The 23,785-nt window shown below is 43.4% G+C and carries 22 protein-coding genes; 7 read left to right on the top strand and 15 right to left on the bottom strand.

What is annotated here, in order from left to right; genetic code table 11:
* Positions 1-2: 2 nt before the first annotated feature.
* The 5 genes from V7R35_RS16370 to V7R35_RS16350 form a co-directional block, all read right to left on the bottom strand.
* Positions 3-359, bottom strand: coding sequence for a hypothetical protein (locus V7R35_RS16370; protein ID WP_012516849.1), 357 nt, complete (start codon positions 357-359; stop codon positions 3-5).
* Positions 360-431: 72 nt separating this feature from the next.
* On the bottom strand, positions 432-863 hold the full coding sequence (locus V7R35_RS16365; protein WP_012516848.1) for a hypothetical protein: 432 nt from the start codon (positions 861-863) through the stop codon (positions 432-434).
* A 96-nt stretch (positions 864-959) separates the two neighbouring features.
* Positions 960-1,484, bottom strand: coding sequence for a c-type cytochrome (locus V7R35_RS16360; protein ID WP_334015973.1), 525 nt, complete (start codon positions 1,482-1,484; stop codon positions 960-962).
* Between the two features lie 8 nt (positions 1,485-1,492).
* Positions 1,493-2,668, bottom strand: a complete 1,176-nt coding sequence (locus V7R35_RS16355; protein WP_334015970.1) for a porin — start codon at positions 2,666-2,668, stop codon at positions 1,493-1,495.
* 80 nt (positions 2,669-2,748) lie between these two features.
* Positions 2,749-3,105: a hypothetical protein gene (locus V7R35_RS16350; protein ID WP_157187941.1), complete on the bottom strand. Its 357-nt coding sequence runs from the start codon at positions 3,103-3,105 to the stop codon at positions 2,749-2,751.
* A gap of 215 nt (positions 3,106-3,320) precedes the next feature.
* Here V7R35_RS16350 and V7R35_RS16345 point away from each other — a divergent pair, with 215 nt between their 5' ends.
* The 4 genes from V7R35_RS16345 to V7R35_RS16330 all read left to right on the top strand — a co-directional run bounded on the left by V7R35_RS16345 (position 3,321) and on the right by V7R35_RS16330 (position 6,613).
* Entirely contained in the window at positions 3,321-5,438 is a 2,118-nt protein-coding gene (locus tag V7R35_RS16345) for an SDR family NAD(P)-dependent oxidoreductase (RefSeq protein ID WP_334015969.1), read from the top strand.
* Positions 5,439-5,537: 99 nt separating this feature from the next.
* Entirely contained in the window at positions 5,538-5,849 is a 312-nt protein-coding gene (locus V7R35_RS16340) for a hypothetical protein (RefSeq protein WP_012516843.1), read from the top strand.
* A 9-nt stretch (positions 5,850-5,858) separates the two neighbouring features.
* Positions 5,859-6,293, top strand: a complete 435-nt coding sequence (locus V7R35_RS16335) for a hypothetical protein (protein WP_231513152.1) — start codon at positions 5,859-5,861, stop codon at positions 6,291-6,293.
* A 59-nt stretch (positions 6,294-6,352) separates the two neighbouring features.
* Positions 6,353-6,613 carry a hypothetical protein gene (locus V7R35_RS16330; protein ID WP_231513151.1) on the top strand — a complete coding sequence of 87 codons (261 nt, stop codon included), beginning with the start codon at positions 6,353-6,355 and terminating at the stop codon, positions 6,611-6,613.
* Positions 6,614-7,109: 496 nt separating this feature from the next.
* Here V7R35_RS16330 and V7R35_RS16325 read toward each other — a convergent pair whose 3' ends face one another.
* The 9 genes from V7R35_RS16325 to V7R35_RS16285 all read right to left on the bottom strand — a co-directional run bounded on the left by V7R35_RS16325 (position 7,110) and on the right by V7R35_RS16285 (position 17,426).
* A complete protein-coding gene (locus V7R35_RS16325) occupies positions 7,110-7,808 on the bottom strand; it encodes a heparan-alpha-glucosaminide N-acetyltransferase (protein ID WP_014996994.1) in 699 nt (232 codons plus the stop codon).
* Positions 7,809-7,822: 14 nt separating this feature from the next.
* Positions 7,823-8,305, bottom strand: a complete 483-nt coding sequence (locus tag V7R35_RS16320; protein ID WP_012516840.1) for a YybH family protein — start codon at positions 8,303-8,305, stop codon at positions 7,823-7,825.
* Between the two features lie 34 nt (positions 8,306-8,339).
* The gene (locus tag V7R35_RS16315) at positions 8,340-8,801 is read right to left on the bottom strand and encodes a YybH family protein (protein WP_232376031.1); all 462 of its coding nucleotides are present in this window, start codon (positions 8,799-8,801) and stop codon (positions 8,340-8,342) included.
* A 29-nt stretch (positions 8,802-8,830) separates the two neighbouring features.
* Positions 8,831-9,745 carry a copper resistance D family protein gene (locus V7R35_RS16310; protein ID WP_049587497.1) on the bottom strand — a complete coding sequence of 305 codons (915 nt, stop codon included), beginning with the start codon at positions 9,743-9,745 and terminating at the stop codon, positions 8,831-8,833.
* An 8-nt stretch (positions 9,746-9,753) separates the two neighbouring features.
* Positions 9,754-10,146 carry a copper resistance CopC family protein gene (locus V7R35_RS16305; protein ID WP_012516837.1) on the bottom strand — a complete coding sequence of 131 codons (393 nt, stop codon included), beginning with the start codon at positions 10,144-10,146 and terminating at the stop codon, positions 9,754-9,756.
* Between the two features lie 257 nt (positions 10,147-10,403).
* On the bottom strand, positions 10,404-13,541 hold the full coding sequence (locus V7R35_RS16300) for an efflux RND transporter permease subunit (RefSeq protein WP_334015968.1): 3,138 nt from the start codon (positions 13,539-13,541) through the stop codon (positions 10,404-10,406).
* Positions 13,538-15,556 carry an efflux RND transporter periplasmic adaptor subunit gene (locus V7R35_RS16295; RefSeq protein WP_334015966.1) on the bottom strand — a complete coding sequence of 673 codons (2,019 nt, stop codon included), beginning with the start codon at positions 15,554-15,556 and terminating at the stop codon, positions 13,538-13,540. Before V7R35_RS16295 ends, V7R35_RS16300 begins: the two co-directional genes overlap by 4 nt.
* Positions 15,553-16,917: a TolC family protein gene (locus V7R35_RS16290; protein WP_014996986.1), complete on the bottom strand. Its 1,365-nt coding sequence runs from the start codon at positions 16,915-16,917 to the stop codon at positions 15,553-15,555. The genes V7R35_RS16295 and V7R35_RS16290 overlap by 4 nt, the downstream gene beginning before the upstream one ends.
* The gene (locus V7R35_RS16285) at positions 16,917-17,426 is read right to left on the bottom strand and encodes a DUF411 domain-containing protein (RefSeq protein ID WP_049587499.1); all 510 of its coding nucleotides are present in this window, start codon (positions 17,424-17,426) and stop codon (positions 16,917-16,919) included. Before V7R35_RS16285 ends, V7R35_RS16290 begins: the two co-directional genes overlap by 1 nt.
* 747 nt (positions 17,427-18,173) lie before the next feature.
* Between V7R35_RS16285 and V7R35_RS16280 the strand changes: the two genes are divergently transcribed.
* From V7R35_RS16280 to V7R35_RS16270, 3 genes are all read left to right on the top strand, one after another.
* The gene (locus V7R35_RS16280; protein WP_020742690.1) at positions 18,174-18,857 is read left to right on the top strand and encodes a heavy metal response regulator transcription factor; all 684 of its coding nucleotides are present in this window, start codon (positions 18,174-18,176) and stop codon (positions 18,855-18,857) included.
* On the top strand, positions 18,841-20,247 hold the full coding sequence (locus V7R35_RS16275) for a heavy metal sensor histidine kinase (protein ID WP_334015965.1): 1,407 nt from the start codon (positions 18,841-18,843) through the stop codon (positions 20,245-20,247). The genes V7R35_RS16280 and V7R35_RS16275 overlap by 17 nt, the downstream gene beginning before the upstream one ends.
* A 1,438-nt stretch (positions 20,248-21,685) precedes the next feature.
* On the top strand, positions 21,686-22,324 hold the full coding sequence (locus tag V7R35_RS16270) for a hypothetical protein (protein WP_061487040.1): 639 nt from the start codon (positions 21,686-21,688) through the stop codon (positions 22,322-22,324).
* A gap of 58 nt (positions 22,325-22,382) precedes the next feature.
* On the opposite strand, the gene V7R35_RS16265 is transcribed toward V7R35_RS16270, so the two are convergent.
* Positions 22,383-23,336, bottom strand: a complete 954-nt coding sequence (locus tag V7R35_RS16265) for a DNA replication terminus site-binding protein (protein WP_156087389.1) — start codon at positions 23,334-23,336, stop codon at positions 22,383-22,385.
* Positions 23,337-23,785: the final 449 nt, after the last annotated feature.

Below are 23,785 nucleotides of genomic sequence, written 5' to 3'. Positions count from 1 at the left end.
AATCAAAAACCACGGTCAAACTCGACCATGTCATAACGCGTAATTTCGCCATCCAGCACAATAGCTTCCGCGAAGTGCTTATCCTTAGTTTTTCCAAGACGAATTTTCCCAACGAACTCTCGTGAATAGCTGTTTTCACCTTCTGAGATTGCTGTAGGGTCGTAGACAGTTCTATAGACATTAAAAACTTGATGTTCCTTCAAACCATCCGTATCAGATACACATACCACTGCTTGCTTATCATCGACTGTAACAACTTGCCCACTCATGATGTAGTCGTGATAAACCTGGCTTGCGCATCCTCCGAGGAGTCCAACTGACAAGACTACAATTGAAAAAAACTTAATTAATTTATTCATGTAAAATTCCTGTGATTATTGAAATAAGCGAGACAGCAGGTCACCTCCTGCCTCGTAACGTGGTGATTAGCTCTATTTGTGTTTATGTATTGGTTTAGACTTTTCAGCGGTGTGCCCCATCATTTGGCTCATCATGTCTTCCATCATCGACATACGCTGTTCCATCATTTTCATTTTGTCTTCGGTGGACATATCAGTGTGTTTGTGTTTCATTCCTTTTCCCGCTTTCATCCCCATCGAGTCGCTTCCTTCCATCATGCCCATCATGTCTTGCATCTTTTGGGCATGCTCATGCAACATGGCTTCGCGCTTCTCCGGATCCGATTCACTCTTAACGGCATCCAATACTGCGCGCATTTCTTCCATATGCGTCTGCATCTTTTGCATCATCTGACCATCCATCATCGGCATATCAGATTTGTCAGTCTGTTGATATGCAAAAGAAGTCGCTATTGGCGCAACGACTAAAGCACTGGCCAGTAATAGTGAAGTAAGCTTTTTCATAAGATTGTTTCCTTTGATTATGCTCAGTTGAGCGTTTTAGGTTTAAAGTTTACGTCTTGTCACCTTAATCTAATGTCTTAGACTCAGGTCAATAGGCTATATGGACGATAAAAACTCAGCTAAAGCTTCAAGCTCATCATCTGTAATCGGCATTTGCGGCATTGCGGACGACGAGTTATTAAATTGAGGCTCCTTAACTTTGCGCAAAAAGAATGCCCTGCCTTTTTCGCTAATAACATTATCCAGCGATGGACCGAGTGTTCCGCCTGCGCCTTGCACTTGATGACACCCCTGACAACCATATCGAGTGAGTACGTCACGTGGATTGACTGTTAATGATTTAGCCTGAGTCACCTCTACCGGTTGAGCAGGACTAGAAGCTATTTCCATGAATTCAAGAATGGCTTTTACTTCGCTGCCGGTTAAATGCGCTTTTTCGCGCATGTGTGGCATGATCACTCTCCACTCACTGATAGAAAACTCATGCACAGGCCTACTGTTATGACAACGCGCACAGTTGTTATTAATTAACTCTGCGCCAGAAAGTGTGGTTTCATCGTCTGCCAAGTTCGGTAACGAAATAAATGTGATTAGTGCACATATAATTAATTTCTTGTTCATGATATCCCCTAGAATCCATAGCTGAATTGCACAGCAAACCGTGTATCATCAGGACCTTCAACTACGTCTGTATCTTCATAGCCCACCTTAATAACTGAACGAGGGTCCAACCAATAGTTGACACCTACCATCCAGCGCTCCGCTTCTTCAATTTTATTGGTTTCAGCATATTCAAGGACCAATTCAGTACTACCTAGGGATTGAAAAGCGTGCCCAACGAAGAAAGTACCTTGTAAAAACCATCCATTGCGTGAAAATGAGTCAATAGTTTGCTCATGATCTCGCTCAACAAATGAGTCCGTTTCAGTTTTAATATACTCGCCTCTGATGATGGCGTGAGTACTAATAAAGTTGATATCAAACCCATTGGCTGTGATATCTAGTTGTCCTTGTTCGTCGTAGGCACCTTGATAATATGACGTTCCAATCTCGATTGAAGGTAGTAAGGCAATAGCCAGGCGGCCACCAAACGCTTTATTGCTATTGTTGTCAGAACTCGTCGCTTCAAATTCCACTTCCGGGAACGCCTCACCATGACCATCTTCTTCCGAATCAGGATCAGCTGCAGCAGAGGGTGCGAAAAAGCGAGCTATTAGATCATCATGATCATCCTCAATCTTTTCTTCGTCATGAGCAGCTTCAGAGCGCGGACCGTTTGTCATGAAAACATCCACAAACACCTTGGCCGAGCCGACTTGATAGACTTGCTGTGCAGCTACGCCTACGTCACTAAGAATAGGTAACAATGGATCCATTGCTTGGCTCGAGCCATGAGCGCCATAGACGCCGGGGGTCCATATACTTCTATTAATCCAACTAGGGTGCCAGTTGGCACTAAACTGCCCAAATGGTAAAAGGAATTTTCCGGCAGTTAATGTTGTGTTGTCGTTCAGGAAATAATGGATGTCAGCGTATTCGAGCTCGGTTTCGGTCTCCCCGTTTTCGCCCAATCCAAACTCGAGTTCTGCTTCGACATGCATTTTGTCATTTAAGCTGAATAAAAAAATGGGAATAAACCTGGCCGAAAAAGCATCGGTGTCGGCTACATCTGCACTTTCATATTTAACGTCACCGTATCCCACAAAGACAAACCGGTCGGTGGTCTCAGATGCAAGCAATAGTGACGATGTGATCATACCGGCCACAAAAATCATTGCATGCAACACTCCTTTACGTAATCGCATAGTATTTCTCTTTTTAAATTGTTTTTCTTACCCACTAACTGGGTTGATTTACTTATTTGGCACTGCGTTGTTAAGTGCGCTTACGAAGTAACAAAAAACTCTATGGGAGGCGGGTGATTTGGCGGAACAGGTCTTTTGAGCACCTGATAACGATCTCTGTGATTTCTATCCTCTAGCGCCTCAATTAAAAAACAGGAGTGTGCTTCAAGAATGGCAAGCGGTGCGTTGGAAGACGAATTGTCCGTATAAAAACAGTCTGGGCAATAACAAGATGTGAAAGGCTCTTTTTGCTCATCATCGTGTGCACGTTCACCATTGATAAACACCGTCGATGCATGTTCATGAAATCCGATGTCACGCGTAGCATGGACACTCACCGATAACGTGTTGACCAGCAGTAGTGCTATCCAAATGTTTACTAACGAGAACCGAGTCACTGAACCTTACCCTTAAATGTTTATGTATTTAATCGTAGTGATTTCATTTCAAATGTAGTTGATCCAGATCAAAGCTTCACAACGAATCGATTACAGCTTGATTACATTTCTGTAATCAAATCATTAACTTATTTATCCATTCAAGGACTTTACTTATGCTGAAGCTATCAAACATATTAGTGAGCTTTCACTCTTCTACGAAATAGGCTTTTAAGATGTTGTATCAACAGACAGCACTAATATCAGGCGCTAGCTCTGGTATAGGACTTGCGCTTACAAAAGAGCTTCTACTCTCCTACCCTTTTATCCAGATCGTAGCACTGTGCAGAAATCCAGACACTTTACAACAGCTTAAAAGGTCTTATGGGGATAGGATCAGAATCGAGTGTATCGATTTCACTGATAGGGATTGTATTAAAAGCCTTCAAAACGTCGTCAATCAGCATACTCACTTTAGCTACCTGATCCATTGCGCAGGTGTTGTCATGCCATTTGGAGGTATTAGCAACGTCGCCCCTGATGAGTGGGAGGCAACCCAATGGATAAATGTCGAAGTACCTCGCCTTTTAACGCAGATATGCTTAAAAAAATTTAGTCATAGCCGCGTGATGTTTTTAACCAGTGATTTGCCTGTACAACCCGTTGCTGGCGCCTCAGCTTATTGTGTGAGCAAAGCATCATTAAATATGCTGTGCCAGTGTTTTCAACGTGAAGTCGATAACGATATTGCTGTTTTTACAACTGTGGCTCCTGGAAACGTCGACACGAAGATGCAGGAAACGATAAGGCAAGCCTCAAATCGAGTTTTGCCTGCATCGGAGTTAATGCGCAGTATGTTTTCGGCAAACAAGCTTTTACCTCCCCGATTAGTTGCACAATATCTGCGACAATTGCTAAGCGATGTCACGCCAAACACTTTTGGAAGTCGTAGTTGGAATTTACTAGAGAGTATTGTTGAAGTTTCACCTGCAAAACAGACAAAAACTGATTCAATTGACACGCGTGCTACTGAAACAAGCCTGGTAGAACTGGCAAGTCTTGTTGGCGGCGCATTCTGGTCACCGGGTAGTGCAGAATATGAAGAAAACAGGAAAGTATTCAATCAAGGTGTTTCGCGTTTTCCGTTAGTAATTATTCAACCTAAGACAAAGACCGATATTATACACATTGTCAAATGTGCAAAGCAGTTGCGCTTATCCATTACAATTAAGGGTCAAGGGCATGGTGTAAGTGGCATGTCGGTCCTTAACAATGCAATTGTAATTGATATGTCGATGTTTAAAACAACTGTACTGAATGTTGATAAGAGCTCAGTAAACGTCGGCGCAGGCGTCAAAAATAGTGAATTGGACCATTTTCTAGCGCAACACAACAAAGTAGTTCCTTTGGGTACCTGTCCCGATGTTGGTGTTGTCGGCGCAACATTGGGAGGGGGGATCGGTTTTTTGTCCAGAAAGCTTGGTTTGAGTTGCGACAATGTGCTCGCGTTTGGATTGATAACTGCTGACGGTAAAGTAAGACAAGTGACCGAATCCCAACATGCGGAGTTATTTTGGGCATTAAAAGGGTGTGGCCATGGTCAATTTGGCGTTGTGACCGATATCACGTTTAAATTACACGATGCCCCCAAAAATATTGATGGCCGAATACTCGAGTGGCCGTTATGTCACGCACGATCTATTCTTAGGCAATATAGCGAAACAGTGCTCAGTGATAACAGATCGGTTTTTCTATATGCATATCTCTCGCGATCTACACACGATAAAGCACGAATTTCGATAATGGGGTTTAGTGAGGACTCGGTGCACGGTTTGGATTCTGTAGCCAAATGGCAAGACGGTGCCGAATTGTTAAGTAGGCGTTCGCAATACGTTGAATGCCAATCCAATGACTACGATAGTGATCTGAGTTTGTATTGGCGAAATGGCATAATTGAAGGCGAGCTATCAGAAGAATTCATTGAAACACTTTTATCGTGTTACCGAGCTTGTCCGGGAAATTCAGGTGGATTTATGCTAGACCCGCTTTGTGGCGCTATTCAGGATGTAAACGCTGACGATTCGGCATTTATTCACCGCAACGCTTCTTTCGTCTGTAGTATCACAGGGATCACTCAAGCTGAATGTGACGATACTGAAGTTATCGATTGGGTGAATAAATCTTTCGATTTGCTATTACCGTTTTTTAATGGTCATTCTTACCAAAATTATGACATGGGGAATGGGTCGCCACTTGCTCTTTACTACGGCCAACACACAGCTCGTTTGAAATTATTAAAACAACAATACGATCCTACTGGTCTGTTTATGAGCTCTCTTCTGCGCCCTGACTAAAAAACTTTTAGTCATTGCTGTGACGATTTCGATATTGTGAACGTATGTTCTACCCATATTGAATTGGCATTGTGGTTACTTGTAACAAGGAAATAGTTTATGAAAAGATGGATATGTTTGTTTCTTGTGATGTCATCATCGCTCGCACATCCAAATGATCGTGAGCATGGCGATTTTTACAGAGGATTAACTGGTCTTAAAGCACAAATTGATGAAATTAATCGTGACTTGATTTTGCTGGAAAATGCCACCCTTTCGAGTTCAGAAGTCAACAGGCGACTGGCTCGGATTGAGCAACAAATTGATGACGCAAATAAGAAAATTTCAGAGGCTTCTGACGCAGAGTTACGTGAGTTGAGTGCTCAAGAGTTAGAGCAGGTAAAGCGGTCTTTGCAGGTTCTCAACATGTAAGACATTCGAATGCAATTGCAACCCCATTTAAATCAACTGCATAAATCGACTAAATCTGAAACACTACTCGCTTCTTGGATGAACCATGTTCAAAGTTCGCGAACGAAGGCAGTTAAAGATGAAGCTGAAAGCGACTTAGTTGCCTTGAGAGAAGCAACGGATCGTGAACTGATAGAACTACAAATGAACACGCAGCGGCAAATTAATTCACTGACTGAGAGGCACGAAAACGATATTGTTCGCCTCACTCAAGACCATAAGGAAGAAGTAAGGCGTCTTGAGCAATTAAATTTAGACAAGGTTCAATATGCAGAGACAGCATTTGAAAATCTAATGGGAGAAACAGAAACACAAAATGGGCTGATATTTAAAAACCTCGCGGTCTCCATATATCTTCGCCGGTTCTTAGTGGAAGATGGTTACGATGGTTTTTTAACGACTTAACGCTTACTTCAATTGATGAAACAGCAACGGTTCGGTGTGATCCAAGCATATTAAGAGAAGTGATTTCAATTCAAGAGCACGCAATTTTACGGTTTGAAAAAGTCAAAAACAAGCTAGAAGATGCTAAAATGCTGTATTACGAAGCATTACTAGATCTTGCATTTTATGAGGCTGAAATGTCGCGGTTTGGTATATTGAATGTCGATGCGACGCAACGGATCAATGAAAACCTTGTTGCTTTTGAGCAGAATTTACTCTTTTGGTTAAACGAAGCGAATACAAAACACCAGAGCGGTTACCGCGTTTCATTTTTCGCGTAATCTGCATGGTAGACAGCTTGGTTTTTATCAGGGGATGTTTGAGACTTCATGAAATTTTTGAATAACAACCCGCTAAAGCCGAAATGTTATCACAAGTGTCTGCATTGCTGGTAGAAAACGATATGGCTACTGTAAGACAAATAACTGACGTAATAGAGTCAAGAGAATGCAACTCTTTGTGGTCAAAATACACCAACTTCAAAGAAGAACGACCAAAACTGTTTGAGTATTAACGGTAGTCTGGGTTTGTTGGCACTAAAAGCACAATCTTCTCCGAATTAATCTTGCGTTGCTGTAAACACATTAGCGTTGATATCGAGAGTGTATCGACACACGCATTTGCGCGCAAGCGCATATGCGTTTATCAAGCATTACTCTGCTGCCTTGACTCTACCTTCCCTCATAATGTGCATATCTCATCGTAATTTTATGTCTGCGGCAGCATAGCGGATATTAATTACTGAAGGTGATTTATGGCAAAGTAAAAGGTGCATAGTTACACCGATGAGCTAAACCAATAGATAGTACCAAACAGCGCAAAAAAGATAGGTTGATGCAATATGTAAACCGCTAAACTATGCCGTCCGAGAAGAGTCAAGTTATTCGGGATATTCCATTTTGCAAACGGATCAAATCCGCTTTTCAAAACGTGCCCTATCGCAATACCAAACAATACAACACCTATCCATGGAAAAATCGCAACGTAATCGTTTGGAGAATGAGGTAGTGACAAACTGATCAGATTAAATGGCCATTTACTGGATACTAGGCCAATGTTAAACAACGTGACCGCAACAAAACCCAACAACAGCGACAATATGGGTTTTCTAATCAACGGAACACACAAAACACTCGCTACAGCAATAAAATGCAATACGCCAAAGAATATCCAGTTTGCATTAAAAAAATAATACGTAAAAAGCGATATTACCGCGGCCCAGAACGCTATGGAAAACAGCCGCAGTAAAAACATTTTTAGACTAAATTTTCGATAATTCCCGAGCACGAGCGACGCGCCTACACTCACGAAGAAGAGCGTCAATATTACATACCGAAACTCCCTCCACCCTTTTCCATTGGGGACATTCCAATCAACCCAACCAAAGAAACGAAGGTCGTAAGCAAAATGGAACACAACCATCAACACAATGGCTAACGTTCGTATTGCATCCAATGTGATATTGCGATTTTGCACGGAATTCAACGTTGTTAACGGTGCTTATGTGGCTTATTATCACGGGTAGATGAATGCGAATGAATGACCTTCCATCCTTCATCAGTTCGGCGAAACAAATAGGTTTGAAATCCTTTTTTATCAAAAACTGCGCCGGTTTTGCGTACTTCTCCTGAAACATTTACTGTCGTAACTGCCCAAGCGAAGTCTCCTTCAACGTTTGTTTCGATATCTAGAATATCAATGGTCAATCGTTTCAATACCTCTTTTTCCGGCTCTACATGATTTTTGACCAAATCCTCTAACCCTTTATTCTGACCGCCTGACTCAATGTAACGCGCACCTACCTGGCCAAGATAATGTTGATAGAACGGCATACCGTTACCAGACTCCCACCCCTTTTCAATATCTTGGATCATTTCTAGTATCTCGGTTTCGTCGTTCGTTTGCTCAGACGCATAAATGTATGGTGATGTGGCTAAAAAAATAACAACGCAGCTTGCATAGAAAAGTTTCATCGTTTTGACCTTTTTATTTTAATTTGGTGGGGAGTTAGTGAGACCAATGAATATGACTGATTTTCCACTGTCCATTGATCAGCGTTAAAAAGAGCGTTTCATTGCCTGTCCTATCAATATCTCGACCTTTATAGTTTCCAGAAGTGTGACTTCTTGAAATGGAGACAGCTGTATTACCATGCACACGAACATGATGCTCAATCGTCTTCGTGGTTACGGCAGATGAAAATTGCATGTCTGCTTGCAAATGATGTGCACGATATTCGTCGGCACTGCGCTCAATTCTGCCACCTTCCAAAATAAGGACATTATCGGCAAGTAAGCTCATGACTGTCTCTGCATTAGCGTCGGAGAGTGCTTTGTGGAATTGTTTTGCTATTATTCCTGCGTCGGAGTCTAGCCCTGAGAACATAGGACTATTGCTGGTGTCGTTATGCGATTTATCATGAGCATTAACACTGTTAGTTAATAGCAAAGGAACGAGTATGATTGACAACAAGTAGATTTTTTTCATTTTGTGTTTCTTCAATAATTGGGGCCTACGGCGGTACTTAACACCACCGTCACCATTAAAATAGATATCCCTATACAAAGTTCGATTTGGATTGATTTTTGAAGCGTTCGAGGACTGGTTATGCCGGTTAAAAGCTGAGGAGCCAATCGCAGTTTGTGTAACAACGCGATCAGAAAGATGGCACCAACAAACAACAGCTTAACAAGCAATACAAAGCCGTAGTTTGTGTCAAGCAAACTGCTAACAGAACGCACAAGTTGCCAAGCCAGTAGTAAACCAGCAATAATTAACCCCCCAATGGGGTATACAGCCGATTTCCCAAATTTTGTCATGACGAGGTGCAAATTGGGGTTAGAAAGCGCTACGCACGTCCTTGAAAGAGGCCAGAGTGAACCCACCCACGCGAGCGCAATAACGGCATGAGCAGCCAGGATAAACTTGAAACTAGGTTGTAACTGTTGAGTATGCCCAGTTAATGTAAATGTATACCCAAATCCTGCCAACGCAATAACAATGAAAATTCCAAGAGAGCGATTTGAAATAAAAGCATTTTTTCTAATTGAATGACCTAAGTAGGTTAAATATAGTAGCGCACTTGCGAACAGCACTAGTCGACTTTTTGCAACATCTCCGAGCGTTGAATGCGCGACCATCTCTCGCATAACGGGGTCAAACATACCAGCGTATCCAGATTGAGCGAGCTGCCCAACCTGAAACAAAAAGTCAAAAGCACTAAAAATGATGCCAATGACCGCAAACAAACGCATGTGCCTTGTTACCGTTGTTTGTAAGCTTGCGGGTAGAGTAAATTTGGTGTCAGTATCAGTATTGGTAATGCACAAAATCCAACCACCACCAAGCAGCGCTGATACGCCGAGATAAACACCAAACTTTGAAATCAACAACCCCAACTGCCAAATGTCCATAGCGTCCTCTAATGGTTGCCGTGCGTGCTGTCGTGCTTTTTATCGTTATGTTTCATCATTGAAGCATGCACCATAAAACTAAAAGCCCCTTCCATTTTGTGACCGTCCTGACCTAGCAACATCCAATTGACAGTGTATGTATCTACTGGTAATCCGGGTAATTCGTAACTAAAGGCACTAGCGAGTTCCGTACTTGGCTTAAACTCAAACGGAATGGTTTCCCCACTTTTTGATTGCAACGTTACTCTAGCCAACCTTACAGGCTTGGTAAAAACCAATGATAGTTCAGGTGGAGATGACATCAACATCGCATTATCCTTAGGTGTAGATGTCTTAAGTGTTGTGTGAGCAAAAGTAGAAAAACTTAAGGCTACCATGAGCATTGAAAAGATTAGTTTCATTTGAAGTCTCCTTAGACTTGATGGGTTATAGATGACACAAATGCTTCAATATTGATGGCATTTGGGTCAATGGTATTGTCGATCAGCAAGCCTGTGACGTCTTTCATCATCGCGCTGGGCCCAGGTAAAAAAATGTTCACCCTGAATGTAGTAGATATCAAACCAGACCATGTAAAGGCCGCTTAACGACCAAAACAACACCTGCCCGCCGACTAGCAGCATAAGCCAACGATGTAGACGGCGAACAGGTCCTTTCATTACGCAACGACAGCCAAGTATTTAAGCTGTTGTTTGCGCCATATTAAATAAATGGCAGGCAGTATGAGTAGTGTCAGAATAATCGCACTAACCATTCCTCCCACCATCGGCGCGGCAATCCGACTCATGACTTCGGACCCCGTACCAGAGCCATATAAAACCGGCAGCAATCCAAAGATGATAGTGGCCGTTGTCATCATGACGGGACGAACACGCAATCCTGCACCGTGCAGTACTGCCTCGGTCAACATCTCGGCGCTCGGTAAGGTACCCCCTTCTTTGCATCTATCCATCAGTGCCTGATATTCATGATTGAGATATACAAGCATAATGACTCCGATTTCTACAGCGACACCGGCCAGAGCAATGAAACCTACGCCCACGGCCACGGAGAAATTAAAGCCTTCGATGTACATAAGCCATATGCTACCAACCATCGACAATGGCAACGTTCCCATAATAATGGCTACTTCAATGAAGTTTCGGAAGTTGAGGTACAATAGAATAACGATGATAGCGAGCGTCAAAGGCACAACGTATGTGAGCTTCTCCTTTGCCCTTAACATATACTCGTATTGGCCAGACCAATTAATTGAATAGCCGGCGGGTAAAACGAGTTGTTCAGCAACAACTTGCTGCGCGTTAGCCACATACGTGCCTATGTCTACACCATCGATGTCAACATACACCCATCCATTGAGCCGCGCGTTTTCACTCTTGATACCCGGTGGTCCGTCTTCGATGTAGACGTCAGCAACATCAGCTAAGGCTATACGTTTTCCTTGTGGTGTCACTACAGGTAACAAAGAAAGCGACTCTGGAGAGCTTCGGTATGACTGCGGATAACGAATATTTACTGGATAGCGCTCCAGCCCTTCTACACTCTGTGTTACGTTAACACCGCCAATTGCACTAGAGACAATTTGCTGAACATCAGCGATATTGAGCCCATATCGGGCGGCTTTTTCGCGATCAATGTCGACTTTCAAGTAGCGACCGCCAGCGACGCGTTCAGAATACACTGAAGCCGTGCCATCGACGTCAGTTAATATTGACTCAATTTGTTGGCCGATTTTTTGAATTTCCATTAGATCGGGACCACCAATTTTAATCCCAACAGGGGTTTTAATTCCTGTGGCAAGCATGTCAATTCGGGTTTTTATTGGCATCACCCATGCGTTGGTTAAGCCCGGTAAATTGACCACTGCATCAAACTCTTTAATAAGGTCCTGCGTGGTCATCCCTTCTCGCCATTGTTCTTTGGGTTTCAATTGAATGAATGTCTCAATCATGGTCAGTGGCGCGGGGTCCGTCGCCGTATCCGCCCGCCCTACTTTGCCAAATACCGTTTCTACTTCTGGTACGGTTTTTATTAATTTGTTGGTCTGTTGAAGAAGCTCTCGTGCCTTCCCGATTGATATGCCGGCATAGGTGGTCGGCATATACATCAAATCGCCTTCGTCAAGCGGGGGAATAAATTCACTACCAATTTTATCAATTGGCCAAACCCCGATAGCCAAGACAATCAATGCTGCGACCATCGTTGACTTTGGAAAGCGCAAAACTGTCTTGAGCGTCGGTATGTATAAAAACGTTAAAAACTTGTTGACTGGGTTTTTGTGTTCAGGCAACACCTTTCCACGTACAAAATACCCCATTAAGACTGGGACCAGTGTAATCGCAAGTGCCGCTGATGCAGCCATTGCATATGTTTTCGTATAAGCAAGAGGGGAAAACATCCTCCCTTCCTGGGCCTCAAGCGTAAAAACAGGTACAAAACTAACCGTAATGATCAACAAACTGAAAAATAACGCAGGTCCAACTTCGACCGCAGAATCGATAACAACCTGCCAGCGATTTTCCTTGGTAAGAGGCGTCTTTTCCATGTGTTTGTGCATATTTTCAATCATAACGATCGCACCATCACTCATGGCGCCAATGGCAATAGCAATGCCGCCCAACGACATGATATTGGCATTGATACCTTGCATATACATAACGATTAGCGCGGTAATGATCCCAACAGGAATACTGATGATAGCGACGAGTGACGACCGAACATGAAAAAGAAAGGCGACACATACCAAAGCGACTACGATAAACTCTTCTAATAGTTTTGAAGCTAGGTTATCAACGGCCCTTTCAATTAATGCGGAACGGTCATAAACAGTGACCACCTCAACGCCATCAGGTAGTCCTTTTTTTAAGTCCTCTAGTTTTGCTTTGACGCCATCTATCGTTTTTTGAGCATTCTCGCCAAAACGCATCACGACAATACCGCCGACTGTTTCCCCTTCGCCGTTTAGCTCTGCTATACCGCGGCGCATTTGTGGACCGATATCTACAGTGGCAATATCCCTTATTAAAAGCGGTGTGCCATTGTCATTGACGCCAAGAGGAATAGTTTCGATATCCTTCTTATCAGAAATATACCCCGTAGCACGAACCATGTACTCAGCTTCTGCAAGCTCCACTACAGAGGCCCCAACTTCTTGATTCCCTCGCTTTATTGCCATCTGAATATGAGAAAGCGGTATACCGTAAGCGCGGAGTTTTTCAGGATCTACTTTCACTTGATACTGTTTCACCATACCCCCTAGCGCCGAGACTTCGGACACGCCAGGCACAGTTTGGAGCTCAAATTTCAAGAACCAGTCTTGCAAACTGCGTAATTGAGAAATATCGTGTTGGCCGGTTCTGTCGACCAATGCATACAGATAAACCCAACCAACGCCTGTGGCATCTGGACCTAATTGCGGCCTGGCGTTTTCAGGTAGATTGGGGGCAACTTGCGATAAATATTCAAGCACCCTGCTTCTTGCCCAATATAAGTCGGTATCATCATCAAAAATGATATAAACGTAGGAGTCACCGAAAAACGAATAACCTCGAACCGTTTGTGCACCCGGTACGGAAAGCATGGCGGTCGTTAGCGGGTACGTTACCTGATCTTCTACAACTTGTGGCGCTTGACCAGGATAACTCGTTTTGATTATCACTTGGACATCGGATAAATCTGGGATCGCATCTACTGGCGTATTTTTCATTGTAACTAAACCGCCACCGACTATGATGATGGTTGCGAGTAAAACAAAGAAGCGGTTTGAGACCGACCAACGTATGACTGCTTCTATCATTCGTGCGCTCCTTCATGTTGGCTGTTATCCATCGTTCCTTTATCAGATGCTTGTATATGTACTGTGGTAATAACGTACGCACCGTCTTGGGTTTTGGTAATTTCGATGTGCAGTCGCATACCAGCGGTAATGTCAGATAAATCAACCTCATTAGCGACGTTAAAATCCATTGTCATTGCAGGCCAATCCCACGCCTCAATAGGGTCATGTTCAAGGCTTAACTGGTTGCTAGCACTCATCACTGCATTGACCGTTGCTTGAGTCCACACAGCGTCGACAGCGGTACTTGTTTCACTACTTGCCTCTTCAACAACATGAATGGTAGAAACAAGATATTCGCCACTTGAGGATTTTGAAATTTCAATATGCGCAAGCGTTCCAGAGGCCAAATCAGACAAGGTAATGTTATCTGCCACGTTAAAATCCATCGTCATCGCGGGCCAATCCCACTCTTTTATAGCGGGATGATCGACATTTATCATTCGATGCCCATCCATTACAGAATTAATCTTGACTTCAGTCCAAACGCTTTCAGACATAGTCGCCTGTGTACTTTGTGCTGAATCGATAATGTGCACGGTTGTCACCACATATTGACCATCAGTTTGCTTACTGATCTCGATATGTGCCGATGAACCACCTTTGACCGTTGCTAAATTGATATGCTCCGCTACCACAAAATCCATGGTCATCGACGGCCAATCCCATTCTGGAATTGGACCATGTTTTGCAGTTATCATGTTGTGAGAAGGCATCACGTCTGTGATCATCACCTCTGTGAAGACCGATGTTGGACTTTCTTCAGGGGGTTCCATTCGCTTAAAGTCAGAGCTAATACTGCTCTCTGAATCAAGCATAAATTGAGCGGAGGTGACAATGCTGTCACCATCGATCAGTCCTTCAAGTACTTCTGTAAACTCGTCAACCACTCGCCCAATTTTGATTGCAACTGATTTAAATTTTCCATCTCCCAATGCCAATACAACGCGATTTTGATTGCCTGTTCGAATAACCGCTTCGGTTGGCACGATCAAGTTGGTCGAATCCATATCAGAGTGGATAGTCACTTGAGCGAACATGTTCGGCTTTAACGTATAATCTTGATTAGCAAAGCGAAGACGCACACGCAGTGTGCGGGTACTCTGTTCAAGGGTTGGGTAGACGTAGTCTACAACGCCTTGCCACGTCTTTCCGGGGAGGAAATCTAATGTCATAGTAACAGGCAGCCCTTCCACTATTTGGGCGGTTTGTCGCTCAAATACCTCTGCATCAACCCAAACCTCATCCAATGCACCAATCGACATGACTGTAACGCCAGGTTTTATAAAAAAACCTTCTCGAATGTTTAAATTATCTACGAATCCGGTTTGGGGTGCGGAAAAGGTAACGGTTTGCTGAACATTTTTTGTTTTTGTTAACGTCTCCACGACGTCTTCAGGCACTTGCAATGCATTTAAGCGAGAACGAGCAGCTACGATCAGATCTTTGTTGTTTCTGCGCATAGCAAGCAGCAATTCTTCTTGTGCATTCACTAACTCAGGCGAGTATAGAGAGTAAAGTGGTTCCCCTTTTTTAACATATTCTCCTGATGCTTTTACATGCAGTGTTTCTATCCAGCCTTCAACGCGAGGATGCACATGGATTAATGTTTCTTCGTTGTATTGAACGTACCCGACAGTTCTAATAGGGACATGCAGCGCGCGGCGCTGCACTTTCGCAGTTCGAACACCAAGATTGTTCTCCACATTTGGCGCTATAGTAATTGTTCCTGGGCCCGCATCACCACTTGAACTTTCTTCGTAGACAGGAATGAGATCCATGCCCATCGGAGACTTTCCTGGTTCGTCTCTGCGGTAATTTGGGTCCATCGGCGCAACCCAATACAACGGTTGCTTCTCTTCGTTTTGCTCATTATTCGCGGTGGATGATGAAGATGGTATCAGAAACGTGAATGCCAACGCAGTCATAATACCGCCTGCTACCCCGCCTATGACGAGTGCTTTAATTGTGCTCATTGTTGTTCTCCGATTTGAGACAAAGGAATACCTGCGTTGGTATCAAAGTAATAGTTGAGTTGAATTTTTGTTTTGACCAAATCCACACTGATATCCAGTGCGTCAATTCTGGCATTAAGATCCGCAATACGAGCACGCACTACCTCAGCAAAGTCTCCTTCGTCGTTGGTATAAGCATTGAGCGATGCCTCAGCTTGCTCTTGCATTTGCTCTAACAATTCGAGTTCGTACAGCGCTTGTCGCTCCATTAATCGCTCATTTTCCGCATATAAAGACTGGATGTATGACATCATTTCTCTGAGGACTAAGCGCTTGTCGGTTTTAATGGCTTCAGATAGGCTTACGGCAGCCGAAACCTCTTGGTCTTGGCGGTTTTCTGTAAAAAGAGGTACATCGAAACTTACACCCATCGATAAAAAATCTGCTCGACTTGTACCGTCGGGCGTGTCGTCTCTGTAGGCGTAACTAGCGTTAACCCCCCATTGTGGCTTGTATTTTTCTTTGGCAAGGTCAATACCGGTTTGGCTGGCGCGAATTCTTTGCTCTATCGAGAGGATCAAAGGGTGTTGATTGAGAACCATTGCAAGCGATTGTTGATCTCTGCGTTCAAGTATTGTTCTCATATTCTGCCCCATGTTTTTGATCTCAGGTAGGGCATGCGGCAACGTTAATCGAGAAAAGGCATCAAATCCCGATTGACTTGGATAATTTTGATCTCTAACTAGCCACTCTAGAAGCTTCCCTGTGGCTCTTTCTTCTAATGCTCGTAGTTTAGTAAGTCGGTCTTCCAACCTTGTTAATTCCAACTTTGCACGAACGATATCTTGCTGATTTACGCGTCCAAAGGCAGTTGAATAATTTGCCTTTGCGATATCGCTGAGCTGTTCAAATAACGCTTTATCTTCATCAATTAGCTTTACACTTTGCTGCGCCCGATATATTTCTAACCATAAGTTTGATACTTGAACGCGTGCTTTGGCCACTCGGTCGGCTCTCATCAGGGGATGCTCTGCTGCTTGCTCCCGCAATTGACGAGACCTTATGGCTAACGAATCACCACGAGGAAACATCTGTGACACACCTACTTTTAGCTGAGTCATGGGCTCTTGATCAAACGCAAAACCATCAGTGGGTACATTTGCTAAACCGATGTTGACAACGGGGTCTGGTAGGCTCGAGGCGACGACACTACTGGACAATGTGGCACGTTCACGATGTGCACTGCTAACGAGCCATGGATCATTTTCTACCGCTATTTCTACTGCACGTTTGAGCGTTAATTTTTCATTCGCGATAGCGGGAGAGACCATCGAGAACGAGAACGCTCCCCAAATAGAAACAAAAAGACAAAACCGGTTCATTAGAATTGCTCCTCATAGGTGTTGACTTCAGCAAAGGTCGTAACTGAACCATCTACATTGAGTTGCAATACAAGGTAAGGTTGGAATCGTTCGTCAACTTCCATGCCCGGCGATCCAATTGGCATGGCTGGAACGCTCAACCCTAAAACCCCTTCAGGAGGGTTTTCTAAAAATTGTTGGATGTATTTTGCGGGTATGTGCCCCTCAAATACAAACCCGTCCTGAGAAAGAGCAGTATGGCAGGAGCGATACTGGGGTTCGATGCCATGTTTATCTTTAACTCTGGACATTAGCGCGACATTTGTCACATCTGTTTCAAAACCATGTTCTTCAATATGTCGTACCCATTTTTGACAACATCTACATGTTCTACTTTTGTAGACATCCAATGTAATTTTCGGGGCCTGTGTTGCAGACTTTGCATCATTATTTGCTTGCAGGACATCACTGCACGCCGTTAAAAAGAGGACTACAGAAACCAGAGCCCAAAACGGTATATTTTTTTTCATAAACAACTCTCACATATATTGAATTTCGCACGCTTCACGATGGAAACATCACGTGCAGTAACTGTTAGTCTTTACATCGACTAACCTGATTACACGAGAGAGTATTTTGGGGGGCGTAAATGTATAGCGATAAAGACTTTATGCAGCCTTGCTTGTCTGGTTAGGACTGGGGTGTTCAACAGTTTTGATGTTTCGAGATTCGCCCCAGCCAACATGCCGAGCTGAAAGGCAGCCATGGGACAACAGCAATCTTGATTGCAACAATTCTCTGATACATCATGTGTTGAGTGGTCCATGTGATGACCGATTCTGTTATCTATTTCATGCACCATATCGCTTGCACATGGCACAGCTACACTCGCGAAAGACCCGCTTACTTGCACGCTCAACAAAGCGATAACAACGAGGTATTTGACGAATGAAAGTTTCACTTAAACCTGACTCCTTTAATGAAACGCGTTTTCACGGATTAGCTACGGCAATGAGAATATCAAATGGCCCTGACAGACAGATTACCTTGACATTACAATTTTGTAATCATGAGCGATATTGATAGCGAAAGTGTATTTTTAGTTGAATATTTGCGACTTCGAGCTACGATGTGGTGCGCTCATTAGTATATTGAATACTCTGTTGGTTGCTGGCATACGTTTTATTATTAGTATACTAACAGCATTTTACGATTGCGGTGTATTCAACAGGCTTACTCCATTGAATTAAAGCTATGCAGCAGGTTAATCACATACCATGAAAATACTTGTAGTCGAAGACGAAGTAAAAACGGGCGATTACATCAAACAAGGGCTAATTGAATCCGGCTTTGTTGTAGAATTAGTAAGGACTGGCCTGGATGGTCACCACAAATCGATGATTGGTGATTATGAATTAATCGTACTCGATGTAATGCTGCCCGACATAGAAGGTTGGAAAATCCTGTCTTCATTGAGAGAGACTGGTAAATTTACACCCGTTCTTTTTTTAACCGCTCGCGATCACGTTAATGACAGAGTCAAAGGACTTGAGTTAGGCGCAGACGATTATTTGGTTAAACCGTTTGCTTTCGCGGAACTCCTCGCAAGAGTGCGCACCTTGATCAGGAGAGGGACTTCTGTCCCTAACAACACGTTACACATTGCAGATTTGGAGCTTGATATCCCTTCTCGCGTTGCGAAGCGCGGTGGCAAAGTAATCAATCTGACGACTAAAGAGTTTACATTGCTTGAACTAATGGTCAGACGTCAAGGTGAAGTATTGCCTCGTTCTTTGATCGCCTCTCAGGTATGGGACATGAATTTTGACAGTGACACGAATGTCATTGATGTCGCTATCCGAAGATTGCGTGCAAAAATTGATGATGACTTTCCTGTAAAGCTAATTCAAACTGTCAGGGGGATGGGCTATAAAATGAGTGTAGATGATAGTAACGAATAAACTAAAACGGCCAAACTCTCTTGCGTTTAGAGTCACTATACTTGTTGGCATTACCGTATTTGTGTGCCTTACAATAATCAGCTTAATCGTTCAACAATCAATTGCAACGCATTTTGCTGAACAGGATGCTGATGAATTAAATGAGGTATTCCATGCTGTAAAACGAAAGCTTAGCGAAGCATACACTGAAAAGGTGGCACCTTCGAGTATCCTCGTTGAAGCAGTGTCTGGTCATCATGGAGTCTATTACCTTGTGCAAAATGAAGATGGAGAATCCGTATTTTCGAGTAAAGGCGTTAACTTGCACAAATACCCCGGTCAATTGTTTGACAACGATCTCATAACGCCTGATATGTTGACACTTTTTTTTGATGGATCCCATATGTTGCGAGCAACTGAAGCTCTCGTGACCGTCAGCACTGGTCAGAATAAGTCTACATACCGTGTTGTGGTAGCCTCCAACATGGAATTTCACATGAATTACATGGAAGACTTTGAAAAGACGTTATGGGGCATTATTTTCGTGTCTGGTTTGATCACGATAATAGTGGCACGTTTTGCTGTGTATCGAGGCCACTCGCCGCTACGAAAACTGAGTAGAAAAATAGGTTCTATTACTGCTGACAAGCTCGATATCCGACTAAATCCTTTAGAGGTACCGGTCGAGCTCGCAGGATTAGTGGGGTCGTTTAATGCTATGATTGAACGACTCGAAGCTGGCTTTGAGCAACTTTCATATTTTTCTGCGGACATTGCGCATGAATTGAGAACACCGGTCACAAACCTGACAACTCAAACGCAGGTTATTCTGAATCAACCGCGCACTGAAAGTGAATATGTTGATATTTTATATTCTAATTTGGAAGAATACGAACGTATGACCAAGATGGTCAGTGACATGTTACTTCTAGCCAAAACGGAACATGGACTCGTCAAGCCACAGTTAGAGCGACTAAATTGCCGAGCAGAGCTTCAAGAATTAGTTGAGTATTTTGAACTACTGGCAGAAGAAAGACAAATTCAAATTCGCATCCGAGGGGCCGATGCCACAATTGATTGCGATAGGTCCATGTTTCGACAAGCTATGAGTAATCTATTATCAAACGCAATTCGATATTCCTTCGAAAACGCGATTGTTAAGGTAGCAGTATCTACCAACGATGAACATACAAAAATTACCGTTTCAAATCCAGGCCCGAAAATCTCTGATGACCATCTTCAGAGACTTTTTGATCGCTTTTTTAGAGCAGACCCTTCACGAAAAAATCATGGTCAAGGCGTTGGTTTAGGATTGACTATCGCTCGTTCATTGCTTCACATGAACGGAGCTAAACTAACGGTTAGCTCAGATGACAACTTAACCGTATTTGTTGTTTCATTCCACAAATAATCAATCAAACTTCGTCCTGGAATCTAAACAGGTGGTCACTTTCTGAAGCTGATGTATCGGCCACTTCCCCTCATTTGTCATGTTTGCACTTTCCAACACCTGCTTCATAAAACTGGACATTTCATCATTAATCTTAATACAGTTGCTGGTATAGGCTTAACTTGTGTGTATCAACGATTGATCTAACAGTTCGGAATAAGTTGATTAATACCTTCGGAAAAAACCAAGCCTAGAGCCTCACTACCAAATTGGGAAACTCATTTTTCAGTTCCTCAATTATTGGATAAAGAATGATAACCTGCTCACAGTGAAAAACACCTGGAGCCAGATGGAAAACGCACATCTGTCGTGTTGTTTCAGCTGCTATAATAGTCGTCATCATTGACTCATTGTGGCCAATCACACTTAGGACTATTTCATTCGCATCGTTTGAAATTTTCCCACACGCTCGGACGGTGACGCCACAAATATCAGTGCCATTGTGTATGTTTATAAAAAGCCAAAATGCTATTTTTCGAAAAACGGATTGCGCAGGAGTCTACCAAGATCTATCCTGGAAAAAGCAGCTAACAACTATGTCACTAAACTGCTATCAAAACGAACCCAAGTTGATACTGTTGGAGTGTCAAGAGTTTGCCCAATAAAATGTTGTTCAGAAAAATCAAACCGATTAGCAGGGTGTTTACTATCGCAGCTAGGTGACCCGATATTAGTGCTGTCACTGAAGCTTTTTACCAATCGGCTACGTCAATTAACCATTATCTTGTAGGCTGCGTCTAAATTGTTATACATCCATTCTAGAGCAGCCTTTCCATGGTGGTCACAGAGACCGAACTCCAAGAGAACATCTATCTGACGTAGATTTTCCATCAATTTCTTAGCTTGAGAAACAAGAAAATTTGTAAGCCCAAGTGCAAGCACAACACTAAGTACAACCGCAGCGTTGTTAAGTTTTGCAAGCCCATCTAACAACTCTACCTGGCAGATAAACTTAAAGTCAGAACTAATATCTACATAGTACCCCTCGGTACTATACCAAAGGGCTTTTGATAGCAAGAGGATGGTGGTCTACGACAACACAGCAATTCTATACAGAAGACTATCAAATCCGCCCCCATTTGCCTCACTGTAATGCTTTTGAAGAATTCAGCTGGGGTTTCCCTTATGAGCCCACCGTCGTTGTCATCGGTAACAAGAAATACCCTGTCTATAAAAAAATACCTTCCTTTCCTGAAAAGCGAGCGCCACAGAAGTACTGCGTGGATGAACGTGTGAGTCGTAGTACCTGCAGACGTGACAGATGTAATAAATGGGAGTCACCGAAACCTAATGGTTATTTGGTGAGTAGCCGTTCCTTGGCCAATTCGTTGTTTGCCGATTTACGTAATTGAACGCTTGGTACAGGTCTAAAACATATTAGAGGGAGAGTCCTTCTGTGATGCAAGATAAACGAGAGAGCGGCGTTATACCTAATGGCGTTACTTTTGGCACTGAAGTGCTTGTTATGCCAAGCCTGATAGGTAGCGTATTCACCCACGCTGGTGGTACCGACACAGTAAGTTATAAGCCGAACAAGTACAGCTGGGTAAAAAAGGGGGATGTCATTGCAGAAGTGTATATTAGCCGTCCAAAGACAAAGTTTGGATTGATTAATGATATCTTCTTTAACGATATCATCTCGAAAGTACCCATTAAGAGTCCTGCAAGTGGTTTGGCGCTTCATAGCGAATACAGTGATAACTTTACAGTAGAATTGAAAGATGATGTGCCTCCCATCGCTAATTTTTCATTGCTCCTTCCTAGTGATGAAGTGCGTGAAGTATCTGGTGCTTCACTTTTTAGGGCGGCGGTGAACTTGATCAAAGAGAACAGTGACCTCTTGTATAAAGAATCGAGACGCTGGACGATGAAGGGGAAAACGCCTCAGGAGTTAGAAAGCTTATTAGCACAGCAATTGGCTGCAAATTGTCGGCGATACCCGGCTACACCGTATTATGACGATTATTTAGATGAGGCCAGGACGGAATTTCCCGAACTGAGGCAGCACCTTAAACACCTCGTCAACAAAGCGGAGTGAGAAGTACAAACACAGCAGTAAGACAACAACATTCGCCCATCGCGTTACCCTAACAAGGTTAGATTTTCGCTAAATGAGCTTCACGTTTATTGTCTGCCTCGCTAATCGGCCTCGTATAGAGGTTGATGGCTTCATTCAAGCACTCCCACGCATGCCCTTGCCTATTTGCTTTACGTTTTTGCGGCACATGGGCGCTTAATGGACGAATAGTGGGCACATCCTCGTAATTACACAAAATAACGGGCTGTGCGGCGTTGATAGTATTTACCACCGGCTTACCCTGTGCTGCCCCGTAATACAGCGACAAATTCACCGACGCATTGCGAGTTTTGCGTATATAAAAGCGGTTGGTGTGCTGTGTGCCCATGATACGCGCTTTTATCTCGTTTAGTTGTGTATCATTGAGACCAGACTTGCTGTTATACAGATACAACACAGCGCGCTCAGGCGTTAGCCTTTGGTCAGCATTCTTGTAAGCCCAATAGAAATTCACACTTTTAAGCGCGGTATCCGTATCAGGGCGACAGTTAATGACATCGATATGCCGATACAGCTGATAGGAGATAATTTCGGCGCCACGGTGTTGATGTAAGAACTCGTGCTTCTGCAAATGATTGCGCCCGTGTGAGCCATCAGGCTTTCTATCCTGCACGCAATGCTTGATAGCGGTTTTGGTACTGTTAATGGCAGCGATAGTATCAATGACGTCGTCATGGTTCTCAAGCAAAAGGATGCCAGGGTACTTGCCCGCCACCCGGCCTGAAATATCATGAGAAGGACGATGGAAGCACTTTAAGGCATTAAGACAACGCATCTGCGCCTGAACATTGAACATATCGCGGTGGCCAAGCATTAGCTCACCGGCAGAGAACGCTTTAAAGTCCTCTTTAGTGATGTCATCAATATTGGCAAAATAAGCAGTAGGTGCTAACCGCATGGCACTATAAAGCGACTCATACAACTCATCCAAAGTCGTGAGCAAACCGTTAAAGCGCGCAAAATCATTCACCATCACCACATCCTCTTATCAATTAACATTACCTCTATTGTATTAGATTTACAGACCACCTTCACATAAAAACACCATTAAAACCCATCCGCGGACACCACAAAGTGGCATCTACCCTGCAACCCCGCCCTAACAAACCAGCCGAAGGCGCGCGCGAGTTGAGCAAGAGGGGCACCTCGGTGGTGGATGAGGGACGCCTTCTTTGGAATACCTGTTTGAAGGTGGTCTGTAATTAATGATTGGTATCGTTGTTTTCGGTGTTGTGCGTTTGTGTTGGTGAGCAGGCATAGCCCCAGAATTTGTTGAGATAGTAGATGTTTCTACGTGAAATTTCCGGAAGTCAGGAGTATTAATTCAGTGATTTTTTTCTAATTTATCGATTTCATAGTCGCCGGTGGTATCGTACCTTCAGCCTTATGAAATTATCTTCATCAACGATTTACACATATTGA

This window comes from Alteromonas sp. S167 (assembly GCF_036864375.1).
In the GTDB taxonomy this organism is placed as follows: domain Bacteria; phylum Pseudomonadota; class Gammaproteobacteria; order Enterobacterales; family Alteromonadaceae; genus Alteromonas.
This window is presented reverse-complemented; position numbering and strand designations above follow the sequence as displayed.

Bases quoted from the DNA above. Each gene is read 5' to 3' on its own strand.
- V7R35_RS16280 (WP_020742690.1), top strand. From the start codon at position 18,174: ATGAAAATACTTGTAGTCGAAGACGAAGTAAAAACGGGCGATTACATC.
- V7R35_RS16300 (WP_334015968.1), bottom strand. From the start codon at position 13,541: ATGATAGAAGCAGTCATACGTTGGTCGGTCTCAAACCGCTTCTTTGTT.
- V7R35_RS16340 (WP_012516843.1), top strand. From the start codon at position 5,538: ATGAAAAGATGGATATGTTTGTTTCTTGTGATGTCATCATCGCTCGCA.
- V7R35_RS16285 (WP_049587499.1), bottom strand. From the start codon at position 17,426: ATGAAAAAAAATATACCGTTTTGGGCTCTGGTTTCTGTAGTCCTCTTT.
- V7R35_RS16270 (WP_061487040.1), top strand. From the start codon at position 21,686: ATGCAAGATAAACGAGAGAGCGGCGTTATACCTAATGGCGTTACTTTT.
- V7R35_RS16370 (WP_012516849.1), bottom strand. From the start codon at position 359: ATGAATAAATTAATTAAGTTTTTTTCAATTGTAGTCTTGTCAGTTGGA.
- V7R35_RS16310 (WP_049587497.1), bottom strand. From the start codon at position 9,745: ATGGACATTTGGCAGTTGGGGTTGTTGATTTCAAAGTTTGGTGTTTAT.
- V7R35_RS16275 (WP_334015965.1), top strand. From the start codon at position 18,841: ATGATAGTAACGAATAAACTAAAACGGCCAAACTCTCTTGCGTTTAGA.
- V7R35_RS16335 (WP_231513152.1), top strand. From the start codon at position 5,859: ATGCAATTGCAACCCCATTTAAATCAACTGCATAAATCGACTAAATCT.
- V7R35_RS16265 (WP_156087389.1), bottom strand. From the start codon at position 23,336: ATGGTGAATGATTTTGCGCGCTTTAACGGTTTGCTCACGACTTTGGAT.
- V7R35_RS16290 (WP_014996986.1), bottom strand. From the start codon at position 16,917: ATGAACCGGTTTTGTCTTTTTGTTTCTATTTGGGGAGCGTTCTCGTTC.
- V7R35_RS16360 (WP_334015973.1), bottom strand. From the start codon at position 1,484: ATGAACAAGAAATTAATTATATGTGCACTAATCACATTTATTTCGTTA.
- V7R35_RS16295 (WP_334015966.1), bottom strand. From the start codon at position 15,556: ATGAGCACAATTAAAGCACTCGTCATAGGCGGGGTAGCAGGCGGTATT.
- V7R35_RS16305 (WP_012516837.1), bottom strand. From the start codon at position 10,146: ATGAAACTAATCTTTTCAATGCTCATGGTAGCCTTAAGTTTTTCTACT.
- V7R35_RS16355 (WP_334015970.1), bottom strand. From the start codon at position 2,668: ATGCGATTACGTAAAGGAGTGTTGCATGCAATGATTTTTGTGGCCGGT.
- V7R35_RS16320 (WP_012516840.1), bottom strand. From the start codon at position 8,305: ATGAAACTTTTCTATGCAAGCTGCGTTGTTATTTTTTTAGCCACATCA.
- V7R35_RS16345 (WP_334015969.1), top strand. From the start codon at position 3,321: ATGTTGTATCAACAGACAGCACTAATATCAGGCGCTAGCTCTGGTATA.
- V7R35_RS16365 (WP_012516848.1), bottom strand. From the start codon at position 863: ATGAAAAAGCTTACTTCACTATTACTGGCCAGTGCTTTAGTCGTTGCG.